This is a genomic window from Vibrio sp. SCSIO 43137, assembly GCF_028201475.1.
Lineage (GTDB): Bacteria > Pseudomonadota > Gammaproteobacteria > Enterobacterales > Vibrionaceae > Vibrio.
Genome location: NZ_CP116383.1, coordinates 2,820,454 through 2,832,498 on the forward strand (window position 1 = coordinate 2,820,454; position 12,045 = coordinate 2,832,498).

A 12,045-nucleotide genomic window follows, 5' to 3' on the forward strand; every position below is an offset into this window, starting at 1 on the left:
TTAACGCACCTTAAGTGTAGCGAGACCAATCAGTACCAGTACGATGGAGATAATCCAGAAGCGGACAATAACTCTTGGTTCAGGCCAGCCTTTTAACTCATAGTGATGATGAATAGGTGCCATTCTGAACACCCGCTGTCCACGCAGTTTATAAGATCCAACCTGCAGAATAACCGACAGAGTTTCCATTACGAACACGCCGCCCATAATAACCAACACAAACTCCTGACGGACAAGTACGGCAATTGTGCCTAAAGCACCACCAAGGGCAAGTGAACCTACATCGCCCATAAATACCTGAGCCGGGTAGGTGTTAAACCATAAGAAACCAAGACCTGCACCAACCATAGCGGTACAGACAATAACCAGCTCACTGGTCAGGGGGATATGAGGAATATGCAGGTACTGAGCAAAGTTAACGTTACCCGTTGCCCACGCAATGGCGGCAAAACCGGCCGCAACCAGAACAGTAGGCAGAATCGCCAGACCATCCAGACCGTCAGTAAGGTTAACAGCATTACTGGTGCCGACAATCACAAAGTAGGTCAGTACGATATAGAAAAGACCAAGCTGAGGCATAATGTCTTTAAAGAAAGGTACGACTAACTGTGTTGCAGCGGTGTCTTTACCATGTGCATACAGGGCAAAAGCCACAACCAGAGCGATCAGTGACTGCCAAAAGTACTTCCAGCGGGCAATCAAACCGGCCGGATCTTTTCTGACCACCTTACGGTAATCATCAACAAAGCCGACGGCACCATAACCAGCTAACACAGCCAGCACCGCCCAGACATAAATATTGGTTAGATCTGCCCAGAGGAAAACCGTCACAGCAATAGAAGCTAAGATCATCACACCGCCCATGGTAGGGGTACCACGTTTGCTGAAATGTGATTCGGGGCCGTCATTACGCACCACCTGACCAATCTGAAGGCGTTGCAGGCGTTCAATTACCTTTGGCCCAATCCATAACGAAAAACCGAGAGCAGTAATAACACTGACAATGGCTCTGAAAGACAGATATTCAAATAATCTGAAAAATGAGAAATAGGGCTGTAGTAGTTCGGCTAGCCAGATAATCATTTAAACTGCTCCTTTAAAGCTTCAGCCACGAGACTCATTCGGGCACTGTTGGCCCCTTTTACTAACAAAGTTTGACTTTGAGCCGGTGATTTTAATAGCTCTTGCTCCATATAACAAATCAGCTCTGCATGGCTGTCAAAGTGCATGCCTGAACACACATCGCTTATTACTTTAGTGTCTTCACCATAGGTAAGTACATAGTCAAACTGAAATGGGGCAGCATAATCCCCGAGTTGACGGTGAAGTTCAAGAGACTCAGCTCCTAATTCGGCCATATAACCCAGAATTAGCCAGCGAATTCCTTTATATGTTGAAAGCAGATCAACCGCCGCTTTCATCGCCGGAACGCTGGCGTTATAACTATCATCAATCAGACGTATGTCATCCGACAGTTGTAATACTTCGACCCGGCCTTTTACGTTCACCACATTTAAAAGCCCGTTAGCTATTTCGGCAAGGCTACAACCGAACTGGCTGGCCAGTGCTGCGGCAGCCAATGCATTGGAAACATTATGCTTTCCTGCCACTGAAAGGCTAACCGGCTGCTCACCCTGCGGCGTGTGCAATATAAATGAAGCGTTGCCTTGCGAATCAAGGTCAATATTTGTCGGATAGAAGTCAGCTAAACTGTCAGTCATAGAAAACGTCAGTTGCTTCTTATCCGCCAACACCTCACTCCATAGCTCACCACCATTACTATCCATATTCACTATAGCGGTATCTCCGGCAGACAATCCCTGATAGATCTCGCCTTTGGCCTGCTTCACACCGTCAAGAGAGCCAAAACCTTCAAGGTGGGCTGCATCAACGTTGTTTACCAGAGCAACGCTCGGTTTGACCAGTTCTGTGGTGTAGGCTATCTCGCCGACGTGGTTTGCCCCCAGCTCAATAACAGCAAAGTCATGCTGCTTCTCGCTGCGAAGCAGGGTAAGAGGCACACCAATATCATTGTTAAAGTTACCGGCAGTAAACAGCACCTCGCCTTTCTGGCTCAGAATAGCCGAAGTCATCTCTTTAACCGTGGTTTTACCGCAGCTGCCGGTAATCGCCATGGTTTTGCTCTGGCATTGATGATGAACCCATCCGGCAAGCTGCCCGAGAGCAAGTCGCGTATCTTCGACAATCACTTGTGGCAGGTCGACTTCCAGCTCTCTGCTTACCAACAGCGCAGATGCACCACTCTCTTTGGCCTGCTGGACAAAATCATGAGCATCAAACCTGTCACCAATCAGGGCAACAAATAGCGAGCCGTTATTTAAAGTGCGGGTATCTGTCGATACGGCATCAATAACACAATCGTCACCAACCAGTCTGGCATTCAATACAGCCGTAATCTGCTGTAGCGTTACTGAAATCATGCGGATAACCCTAAAATGGTTTCTGCTGACTCACGGTCAGAGTAATGAATAGTCTTATCTTTCAGCACCTGATAATCTTCATGACCTTTACCAGCCAGTAAAACGATATCATGCTCATCAGCCATATTGACGGCCTGCTGAAGGGCGGTAAATCTGTCGTGCTGTTTATCAGCCAGTTCAGGATGCTTCATCCCTTCCAGCATATCAGCAAAGATCTGCTGTGCATCTTCACTGCGTGGATTATCATCAGTCAGAATCACTTTATCGGCCAGCTTTTCTGCAATGGAGGCCATCATAGGCCGCTTGCCCATATCTCTGTCACCGCCACAGCCAAATATAGCCCATAGCTTGCCTTTGCAATGCACCCGCAGTGCCATTAGCACTTTCTCCAGCGCATCAGGAGTATGAGCGTAATCAACCACCACCTTAGCCTTACCCTGTGTATGGAATAGCTCCATACGACCGATAACTGGCTTCAGACGAGAGGCGCTATCCAGCAGCTGCTTTTTATCAAAGCCTAACGAAAGTAAGGTAGCAAATGCCAGCATCAGGTTAGAAGCATTAAATGCACCAATCAGGGGAGCTTTCAGTACTCCCTCTCCCCAATAACCATTCAGAGAAATAGTGATACCATCTTCAGAATAGAGAACGTGTTCTGCCCATAGCGCTTTATCGTGGCTGACAGCTCCCTCTATGGATACTGCCACAGCATCTTCCAACTCAGTTAACCATCTTGCACCGACATGGTCATCAGCATTAATTATCGCATTGGCGCACTTATGCTGAGTAAACAGAGTCAGCTTAGCTTCTTCATAAGCTTCCATTGAACCATGGTAATCAAGGTGATCACGGCTAAGGTTGGTAAAGACACCGGCCTGAAAATCTAATGCACGAACCCTTCCCTGCACCAGACCATGAGAAGAGACTTCCAGAGCTGCATATTTGGCGCCTAGCTGAGAAAGCTGATTAAGGTTTTTCTGAATATCAATGGCACTACCTGTGGTGTTCTCCGTCGTTTTCAGATCATCAAGAAAACCGTTACCTGTGGTTCCCATAACCGCAGTCTTGTTGTTCAGAAGATCGGCCCACTGAGCAATAAGCTGAGTTATGGTTGTCTTACCATTGGTGCCGGTAACACCAATCAGCTTGGTTGTTGAAGGATAAATTCTTCCGGCCAGCTCAGAGAGATTAATATTCAGATCTTCCAGATAGATAACAGGACAGTTTTGCTTCACCTCAATGGTACCGTGAGGCTGATTAATGCACGCCTGCGCCAGCACAGCATTCGCTCCTGCCTTAATGGCATTGTCTATATACTGTCTGCCATCAAGGGCATGACCAATAATGGCAACAAAGGTATCACCCGGCTGTAGCTTGCGGCTATCCAGCTCAAGGGTCCGCACCTGAATATCACTTATTTGTGCATCATTCAGCTCAAGCCACGGAGATAGTAGTGAGACTAAACTTTGAGGTACCATTTAGTTCTATCCTTCTAATAAAATTGATTAATTTGCGTCTGGCGCAATATTTAAAATCTGTAGTGTTGACTTCATAACATCTGAAAATATAGGGGCAGCGACTGAGCCGCCATAATATTGATCACCCTGAGGTTCATTGACCACAACAACCATAGCGACTTTTGGTTTACTTACCGGCGCAACTCCGGCAACAATGGCAACATATTCATCACTATAACCACCAGCGGTTGCTTTTCTTGATGTACCTGTTTTCGCCGCAATCCGGTATCCGGCCACGGCTGCACGGGTTGCGGTTCCGCCTTTCTGGGTAACTTTTTCCAGCATTTCCAAAACATTTCTGGCGTTTTTCTTATCAACAACCTGCCGTGAACGCTCATTCTGGTTATCTTTTATAATATGTAGTGGCCGGTAAAGTCCGTAGCTGCCTAATGTTGCGTAGGCATGAGCAAGCTGAACCGGAGTGACGGAAATACCGTAACCATAAGACAATGTCGCAATCTCAAATTTAGACCAGCGCCTTCGGTTGGGGAAGATTCCTTCCGTTTCACCGACCAGATTAACCCCAGTGGTTACTCCGAAACCTACGGAGCTGTACATCCCCAGCAGAGCGTCCAGCGGCATATCCAGAGCCAGCTTAGCAACACCGATATTGCTGGATTTTTTCAGAATTGTGCCAAGGTCTGCTTTGCCTACCTTGGAGGTATCCCGCACCCGGCTTCCACCAACCTGCATTATACCGTTACCAGTATCGATAATAGTATTGTTGTCAGCAGTTCCGTTTTCCAGAGCAGCCAAAACCACAAAAGGTTTCATGGTCGAGCCCGGTTCCATTGCATCGGTAATGGTGCGGTTTCGCATTTTATAGCTTTGCAGTTGCTGACGGTTATTCGGGTTGTAAGAAGGAGCGTTGACCATCGCCAGCACTTCACCGCTGTCTACATCCAGAATCACTACTGAACCAGAAGTCGCACGATAATCCGCTACCGCCTGTTTGATGGCACGATAGGCGATGGCCTGAAGACGTTGGTCAATGGTCAGTTGCAGAGGTTTACCCTGCTTACTGTCATCCAGCGCAATGTTCTCAACCACTCTTCCGTATCTGTCCTTACGAATGGTTTTCTTACCGGCTTCACCCGTCAGCCATGAATCGTAACTGCGTTCAACCCCTTCCAGCCCGTGATCATCAATACCAGTCACACCAATCAAGTGAGCACTTACCTCTCCTGAAGGGTAATAACGACGAGACTCATTATTGAGACCAATCCCTTTCAACTTGAGCTCTTTTACATAGTTGGCCATTGCCGGACCAACCTGACGCTGCAAGTAGATAAAACGACGACTTTTGTTGTTTTCTATTTTGCTGAGTAGTTGTTCTCTTTTAATTCCCAGAACATCGGCAAGGGCATGCCAACGCTCTATTTCAGAAAATCCGCCGGCTTTGAAAATAGCCACGGGATCAGCCCAGATAGCCTGAACAGGAACACTGACAGCCAGTTGCTCATCATTACGGTCTGAAATGATTCCTCTGGCAGTGGGAATAGACTTAACCCTTACAGAACGCAGATCGCCTTGACGAATAAGGTTATCCGGCTCAACAACCTGAATGTAAGCTACTCTGCCAATCAAAACCGCCATAACCACAAAAACAAAAGAGACGAGTACATAAAAACGCCACGGGATCAGCAGTGACGGAGTAGATTTGTCCACCCTTTTATTGGCTGTCTTTTTGTTCTTAATCGCTTTTGAAGCGCGTAGCGGTTTCTTGTCTGTCATTGGGATGCGATCACAACCTCTTTATCTCCGTCTGGGCGCTTCATCTTTAACTCATCAATGGCCATCTTCTGCACCCGGCTGTGTTCTGCTAATGCCTTCTCTTCAAGGATCAGGTTGCGCCATTCACTGTCCAGCCTCTCTCTCTCAACCAGTGTCTGATCTTTTTCTGTGATGGCACTACGGGTGTTATGGGTGCTAAACACAATACCCATAGCAGCAATAAAAATGGCTATCAGCAGAATTAAAGGAACGAAACCGACCTTAAACAGGTCGGTAACTATCAGCTTGGTCAGATTGGGCTGTTTATCCGTCATAGCTTCTCGGCAATACGTAATACAGAACTGCGGGAACGGTTGTTTAGCTCTACCTCCTGAGCAGAAGGTTTAATCGCCTTGCCAACGGTTTTCATCGCAGCACTGCCCAGTGCTTTTATCTGATCTTCTGTCATAGGAATGCCATGAGGAACCTGAGGGCCTTTACTCTCTTTTCTCATAAAGCGTTTTACCATTCGATCTTCCAGAGAGTGGAAGCTGATAACAGACAGACGCCCTTCTGGTGCTAATATGCTCAATGCACCTTTTAGCGCCACATCAATCTCTTCCAGCTCACTGTTAATATAAATGCGAAAGGCCTGGAAGCTCCGGGTAGCAGGGTGTTTTTTCTCTTTAAAACTTTTAGGCGCAGCGTCAGAGATCAATTTAGCCAACTGGCTTGTACGGGTAAGTGGCTCTTTCTCTTCATCATCCCGGTGAGCGATTATCGCTTTAGCAATTCTGCGGGCATGTTTGTCTTCACCAAACTCCCGGATAACCCAGGTAATATCATCTAAATCCGCTTCCAATAGCCATTGAGAGACAGGCATACCCGATGTTGGATCCATTCGCATATCCAGCGGGCCATCTTTCATAAAGCTAAAACCACGCTCAGCATCATCCAGTTGCGGAGATGACACGCCAAGATCCAGCAGTACCCCGTCAACTTTGCCGTCAATACCATGCTCTTTTGCATAGTCAGCCATACCGGAGAAAGGGCCATGAATAATGGTAAAACGTGGATCATCAATCTTATTCGCTTCTGCAATTGCAGTTGGATCCCTGTCGATACTATACAGGCGACCGTTTTCTCCCAGCTTGGACAGTATGGTTCTGCTGTGCCCGCCACGACCAAAAGTGCCATCGATATAAATACCATCTGGTTTGATGGCCAATCCATCAATTGATTCGTTAAGTAAAACAGAGATGTGCTGGAAAGATTCAGTCATGATTGGGGCTCATTTTCCTGAGGGTATTTAAATAAGGATTACTAGTGTACCTAAAAGCCGTCGTCTCGCTAGTCTCAATCGGGTGATTGTGGCGATTTCTAAACAAAAGTCACTTAATCAATACGTAATCCGGTCAAAAAGTAAAAAACCCACCGCTTTCGCAGTGGGTCTTAATGTGGGGAGTTAACATGTAAGCCGGGTTCTGTTCCGCTTGCGCGGCGGTAGCCATTCGTCTAGGCCAGCAATCGCTCACTGGCTCAAGCAACCTACCCGCTCCCTAACGCGAGCAACGCTATATGGAAGCCTATTTGGTCTTGCTCCGGGTGGAGTTTACCTTGCTACGGACTGTTGCCAGCCGCACGGTGCGCTCTTACCGCACCCTTTCACCCTTACCTGTGCACTAAAAGTGCCATCGGCGGTTTTCTCTCTGCTGCACTTGTCGTGGGCTTTCGCCCCCCAGGCGTTACCTGGCACCCTGCTCTATGGAGCCCGGACTTTCCTCCCCTCCGTCAGTCTCCACAGGATAAACCGTAGGACATCAACGAAGCAGCGACTACCCAGTCAACTCCGGCGCGGATTGTAACTAAGCTGGTATGGGATGTCTACCGGTAATCTGACTTCCACACCCAATCTTGTTATTCAAAGTTTTCCAGACCCCATTTGTACAGGGCGTTTTTCTTCAGTCCGTGAAGCTCTGCCACAACAGCCGCTGCTTTTTTAAGGGGAAGCTCCTTAACCAGCAGCGAAAGCAGGCGTATCGCCTCTGCCGGGAACTCTTCTTCAGCGTTTTCGCGGTAACCGTGGATCAGCAGCACCATTTCGCCTTTTTTACGGTTATCATCCTCTTCTATCCACGGAATCAGCTCCCCTAAAGGCATACCCTGAATGGTTTCAAAGGTTTTGGTCAGTTCTCTGGCCAGCACGACTTCTCTATCAGCCCCAAGTACAGCAAGCATATCTTGCAGTGAGTCCATTATCCGGTGAGGAGACTCATAAAAAATGCAGGTTCTCTCTGCTTTCTCTATCTCACGGAATTTATCTTGTCGCCCCTTACTTTTCGGCGGCAGAAAACCTTCAAAACTAAAACGATCAGAAGGTAAACCCGATGCACTTAACGCAGTAATAACCGCACAAGCACCGGGTAGCGGAACAACCTTAATTCCTGCCTGACGACAGCGGTTCACCAGATGGTAACCGGGATCGCTGATCAGTGGCGTTCCGGCGTCAGAAACTAGTGCAACAGAATTACCTTCAAGTATTCTTTCCACAAGTACTTGCGCTTTTTGCTGTTCATTGTGATCATGCAGAGCAAAGGTTCTTGTTTGAATGTTGAAGTGTGATAATAGCTTGCCCGTATGGCGGGTATCTTCAGCCGCAATCAAGTCAACGCCGGACAAGACGTCTATCGCTCGCTGGGTGATATCGGCCAGATTTCCAATTGGAGTCGGTACAATATAGAGAGTTGGGATCTCTGACGGGGATCTTTTGTTATCTGTCATTTGTTTACCATCACTTCAGCGATTAATATAGAGATAATTTTACACATAGTTGAATACAAGTTTATGGCTAGAATAAACCACAAGCGAATCAGTGTACCACGCATTCTTACTCCGATTGCAATAGCAATTACTCTTGCGGCATGTACTTCAAAGCCACAAGCCCCCGAAAGTATTGATATCACCTCTGAGCCGACTCAAACCGCGCAATCCTATTTGATGAAAGCGGACTCTATTCAGGGCAATATTCAGAACGACTGGTTAATCATGGCGCTAAAAGCGGCTATCGACGAAAACAATACCAGTCAGGCTTCGCTCCTTATTCAGAGAATCGGCAACTTACCCCTGTCGGAAGTTCAACAGGCCGAATGGCAACTGCAGAGAGCAGAATACCTCAATATGATTGAGCGCCCTGATGAAGCGTTAAAAGAGCTTTACTTCCCTCAGTGGTGGCAAATTCCTGATGAGCAATGGAAAGATTACCATCAGTTGAAATCCGAGCTTTACACTAACCTTGCTGACAGTTTCAATGCCAGCCGCGAACTAATTCAGCTCTCTCAGTATGTTCCTGAGTCGCAGCGTGAAGCTATCACGGCCGATATCTGGGCTAAACTGTCAAAATATTCACGTTTTGAAATTCCTGAACTGGCAGCGGAAGACGGTGAAAATGAGCTAGCGGCCTGGTTGCAGTTGGCGGTATACATGAAAACGCTGGACGGCAATGTACCTCAGTTAAAAAGCGCACTGGAAGGCTGGTTACAGGAGTACCCTTACCATCCGGCTGCCATCTATGTTCCTTCAGAAATTCAGGAAATATTAGATCTGGAAATCGTTGAACCGAAAAGCACCGCTCTGCTTCTGCCCCTTTCCGGTAAATATGAAAAGCAAGCTAAGCTGATCCGCGACGGCTTCCTGCTGGCGCTTATGGATGACTCAAACCGGGAAGAGGACGCTACTCTCACTATCATTGATACCAGTGATGCCGGAAAAGAGCAGCTGATTGCTGAGCTGCAAAACAGCAATATCGATTTTATCGTTGGTCCTTTGGTTAAAGATAAGATTGAGCTGGTACAGGAAATTCAGACAGAACAGCAACTGAACATTCCTATGCTGGCTCTTAACTTCCCGGATCAAATCGACTCCAGTATGAACACCTGCTACCTGACTCTTTCACCGGAGCAGGAAGTTGAACAGGCAGCAAAACACCTGTTTGCAGAAGGCTATCAGTATCCGCTAATTATGGCGCCAAAAGGGGTGCTTGGTGAGCGTGTTGCCATCGCCTTCCAGAACGAGTGGAAGAAATACAGCCGTAATATGGCAGCTGTTAGCTATTTCGGCAGCAAGTCTCAGCTACAGCAGAATGTAAATACGGTATTTGGTATCAACGATAGCCAGACCAGAAATGCCCAGATGGATCAGCTGCTCGGTATGGAGCTGGAAAATCAGCCTAGAAGCCGCAGAGATATCGATGCGGTTTATATAGTAGCGAAAAGCTCCGAGTTAACGCTTATTAAGCCGTTTATTGAAGTTGCCATCAACCCGGAAGCTAAGCCACCTAAACTGTTTGCTAACTCAAGAAGCAATACAGGTACCAAACGACAGTTCGAAGATCTCTCAAGCGTTATTTTCAGTGATATTCCTCTGCTAAACCAGCCTAACAGCCGTTTGGACTCTCAGATAAAGGCACTCTGGCCTGATCACGGCAACGGAGAAAAACGTCTTCAGGCTCTTGGAATGGACGCTTATCATCTGAAAAATGAACTGCCACAAATGAAAGTGGTGCCGGAGCACAAAGTTGAAGGGCAAACCGGCACACTCAGCCTGAACAACCAATGTATCGTTCAGAGAGAAATAAGCTGGGCGGAACATGAGGCTCCCTAACCGGAGAGCCGTCGGTAACCAATATGAGCTTCTGGCCAGAGATTACTTAGTTGGTCAGGGGCTTAAACTGCTTGAGTCGAACTTCTCCACTAAATTCGGAGAGTTAGACCTGATAATGAAACATAACCAGAGCTACGTATTTATAGAAGTTAAATACCGTAGCTCTTCTCATTACGGTCACGCGGCAGAGTTTGTCACCTCAAGCAAAGCAAAAAAATTGATAAAAACAGCTTATATCTGGTTACAGAAAAATAAGCTGTCAGTTAACTCAACAGAATATCGGTTCGATGTCATTGCCATTGAAAACAGGGGCTCTGACATCAACTGGATACAAAATGCAATTACTGAAGGATAATCATGCAAGACATCATCAAAGCGAGCTTTACTGAAAGTATTCAGATTCAGATTGCCGCTGCAGAAGCGCTTCCGGACAATATTACTCATGCAGCACAAGCTATGGTTACCACTCTTCTCAATGGCAACAAGATTCTTTGTTGCGGTAACGGCGGTTCTGCTGCCAATGCCCAGCAGTTTGTCTCTTGCTTGCTTAACCACTTCGAAACTGAGAGGCCAAGCCTGCCGGCCATGGCATTAACCGCTGACAACACCACTCTGACGGCAGTTGCCAATGACTATGACTATCAGCAGATATTCTCTAAGCAAGTCCGGGCTCTGGGACAAGAAGGTGATGTCCTTCTGGCTATCTCTACCAGTGGTAACAGCAAAAATATTGTAAAGGCGATGGAAGCCGCCGTAACCCGGGATATGACGATTATTGCCCTAACGGGTAAAGATGGTGGTGAAATGGCGGGACTTTTAGGCGAGCATGATGTGGAAATCCGTATTCCTTCGCAGCGAACGGCACGGATTCATGAAGTCCATATGGTAACACTCCATTGTCTGTGCGACCTGATCGACCAAGTTCTTTTCCCCTCCCATGAGGAGTAACTGAATGAAAAAACATCTGACATTATTACTTGTTGCTCTGTTAAGCCTGACCACTACAGGTTGTGTCGGCGTATTTGTTGCCGGCGCAGCAACTGCTGTTTATGTTGTTACTGACCCGCGCAGCAGTGGTGAAATACTGCAAGATCAAAACACCTCTCTCGACATCAATGCTCTGGGCAATAAAGCCCCGTTTAAATCCAACGTGAGGGTGACAGCCAGTACTTTCCGCGGAAATGTACTGCTGATGGGACAGGCGGTAAACGCATCGTATCGCGACTCTCTGGAAGCAGAAGTACGTAAGATGAAAGGGGTAAACCTTGTCTATAATCAGATGCGGGTTAAACCATTACTGACACTTGGCGAAGTCAGTCACGATACCTGGATTACCACTAAGATTAAGTCAGCCTTTATTGCCGAACCTGATCTCAGGGATATAAAAATAAGTGTCTACACAGAGGATGGTGAAGTATTTCTGGTCGGGGCCATTTCACAGCAGCAGGCAGAGAAAGCTGTTGATGTGGCGCGAAATGTTTCCGGGGTAAAGAAGGTGATTAAGGCCTTTTATCATGGCAAAGCTAAGCAAGCAGAAACAACAAAACCACAGACACAAAAACCGGCGCCAATTGAAGATATAAGCAACCAGCCAGCAAGCCGTCCGGCAAACAAGTCTAACAACGAAGCTGAAACGGAAGTGATTCCTTATATAGAACCTGTGGAAGTTGACGCCTTATAAGAGTGTACAGATGTTAAAAAAGCAGCTAACGCTG

General features: G+C 47.1%; 11 protein-coding genes and 1 other RNA gene. 4 read left to right on the forward strand and 8 right to left on the reverse strand.

All coding sequences use genetic code 11. The features are described from left to right. From mraY to rsmI, 8 genes are all read right to left on the reverse strand, one after another. Nucleotides 1-1,083, reverse strand: a complete 1,083-nt coding sequence (gene mraY / locus PK654_RS13185) for a phospho-N-acetylmuramoyl-pentapeptide-transferase (RefSeq protein ID WP_271696223.1) — start codon at nt 1,081-1,083, stop codon at nt 1-3. Then, a complete protein-coding gene (gene murF / locus PK654_RS13190) occupies nt 1,080-2,441 on the reverse strand; it encodes a UDP-N-acetylmuramoyl-tripeptide--D-alanyl-D-alanine ligase (RefSeq protein ID WP_271696224.1) in 1,362 nt (453 codons plus the stop codon). Before murF ends, mraY begins: the two co-directional genes overlap by 4 nt. Beyond that, nucleotides 2,438-3,919, reverse strand: coding sequence for a UDP-N-acetylmuramoyl-L-alanyl-D-glutamate--2,6-diaminopimelate ligase (murE, locus tag PK654_RS13195; RefSeq protein WP_271696225.1), 1,482 nt, complete (start codon nt 3,917-3,919; stop codon nt 2,438-2,440). Before murE ends, murF begins: the two co-directional genes overlap by 4 nt. Nucleotides 3,920-3,946: 27 nt before the next feature. Next, nucleotides 3,947-5,692 carry a penicillin-binding transpeptidase domain-containing protein gene (locus PK654_RS13200; RefSeq protein ID WP_271696226.1) on the reverse strand — a complete coding sequence of 582 codons (1,746 nt, stop codon included), beginning with the start codon at nt 5,690-5,692 and terminating at the stop codon, nt 3,947-3,949. Continuing rightward, entirely contained in the window at nt 5,689-6,006 is a 318-nt protein-coding gene (gene ftsL, locus PK654_RS13205; RefSeq protein WP_271696227.1) for a cell division protein FtsL, read from the reverse strand. Before ftsL ends, PK654_RS13200 begins: the two co-directional genes overlap by 4 nt. Then, nucleotides 6,003-6,953 carry a 16S rRNA (cytosine(1402)-N(4))-methyltransferase RsmH gene (rsmH, locus tag PK654_RS13210; protein ID WP_271696228.1) on the reverse strand — a complete coding sequence of 317 codons (951 nt, stop codon included), beginning with the start codon at nt 6,951-6,953 and terminating at the stop codon, nt 6,003-6,005. The genes ftsL and rsmH overlap by 4 nt, the downstream gene beginning before the upstream one ends. A gap of 175 nt (nt 6,954-7,128) precedes the next feature. Then, an RNA gene (gene rnpB / locus PK654_RS13215) (RNase P RNA component class A) lies at nt 7,129-7,522 on the reverse strand. A gap of 66 nt (nt 7,523-7,588) precedes the next feature. Further along, nucleotides 7,589-8,452 (reverse strand): 16S rRNA (cytidine(1402)-2'-O)-methyltransferase, encoded by an 864-nt coding sequence (gene rsmI / locus PK654_RS13220; protein ID WP_271696229.1) that lies wholly within the window; start codon nt 8,450-8,452, stop codon nt 7,589-7,591. A gap of 63 nt (nt 8,453-8,515) precedes the next feature. Here rsmI and PK654_RS13225 point away from each other — a divergent pair, with 63 nt between their 5' ends. Genes PK654_RS13225 through PK654_RS13240 form a run of 4 tightly spaced genes read left to right on the forward strand, consistent with a single transcriptional unit; the run spans nt 8,516 to nt 12,011 of the window. Beyond that, nucleotides 8,516-10,330 (forward strand): penicillin-binding protein activator, encoded by a 1,815-nt coding sequence (locus PK654_RS13225; RefSeq protein ID WP_271696230.1) that lies wholly within the window; start codon nt 8,516-8,518, stop codon nt 10,328-10,330. Beyond that, nucleotides 10,317-10,685 carry a YraN family protein gene (locus tag PK654_RS13230; protein ID WP_271696231.1) on the forward strand — a complete coding sequence of 123 codons (369 nt, stop codon included), beginning with the start codon at nt 10,317-10,319 and terminating at the stop codon, nt 10,683-10,685. Before PK654_RS13225 ends, PK654_RS13230 begins: the two co-directional genes overlap by 14 nt. A 2-nt stretch (nt 10,686-10,687) precedes the next feature. Then, nucleotides 10,688-11,278, forward strand: coding sequence for a phosphoheptose isomerase (locus PK654_RS13235; RefSeq protein ID WP_271696232.1), 591 nt, complete (start codon nt 10,688-10,690; stop codon nt 11,276-11,278). Nucleotides 11,279-11,282: 4 nt separating this feature from the next. Next, nucleotides 11,283-12,011, forward strand: coding sequence for a BON domain-containing protein (locus PK654_RS13240; RefSeq protein ID WP_333909648.1), 729 nt, complete (start codon nt 11,283-11,285; stop codon nt 12,009-12,011). The last annotated feature ends 34 nt before the right edge of the window (nt 12,012-12,045 follow it).

Excerpts from the sequence above, each read along its gene's own strand:
- PK654_RS13225 (WP_271696230.1), top strand. The coding sequence starts at position 8,516 with ATGGCTAGAATAAACCACAAGCGAATCAGTGTACCACGCATTCTTACT.
- rsmI (WP_271696229.1), bottom strand. The coding sequence starts at position 8,452 with ATGACAGATAACAAAAGATCCCCGTCAGAGATCCCAACTCTCTATATT.
- PK654_RS13200 (WP_271696226.1), bottom strand. The coding sequence starts at position 5,692 with ATGACAGACAAGAAACCGCTACGCGCTTCAAAAGCGATTAAGAACAAA.
- murE (WP_271696225.1), bottom strand. The coding sequence starts at position 3,919 with ATGGTACCTCAAAGTTTAGTCTCACTACTATCTCCGTGGCTTGAGCTG.
- PK654_RS13235 (WP_271696232.1), top strand. The coding sequence starts at position 10,688 with ATGCAAGACATCATCAAAGCGAGCTTTACTGAAAGTATTCAGATTCAG.
- ftsL (WP_271696227.1), bottom strand. The coding sequence starts at position 6,006 with ATGACGGATAAACAGCCCAATCTGACCAAGCTGATAGTTACCGACCTG.
- rsmH (WP_271696228.1), bottom strand. The coding sequence starts at position 6,953 with ATGACTGAATCTTTCCAGCACATCTCTGTTTTACTTAACGAATCAATT.
- PK654_RS13230 (WP_271696231.1), top strand. The coding sequence starts at position 10,317 with ATGAGGCTCCCTAACCGGAGAGCCGTCGGTAACCAATATGAGCTTCTG.
- PK654_RS13240 (WP_333909648.1), top strand. The coding sequence starts at position 11,283 with ATGAAAAAACATCTGACATTATTACTTGTTGCTCTGTTAAGCCTGACC.
- mraY (WP_271696223.1), bottom strand. The coding sequence starts at position 1,083 with ATGATTATCTGGCTAGCCGAACTACTACAGCCCTATTTCTCATTTTTC.
- murF (WP_271696224.1), bottom strand. The coding sequence starts at position 2,441 with ATGATTTCAGTAACGCTACAGCAGATTACGGCTGTATTGAATGCCAGA.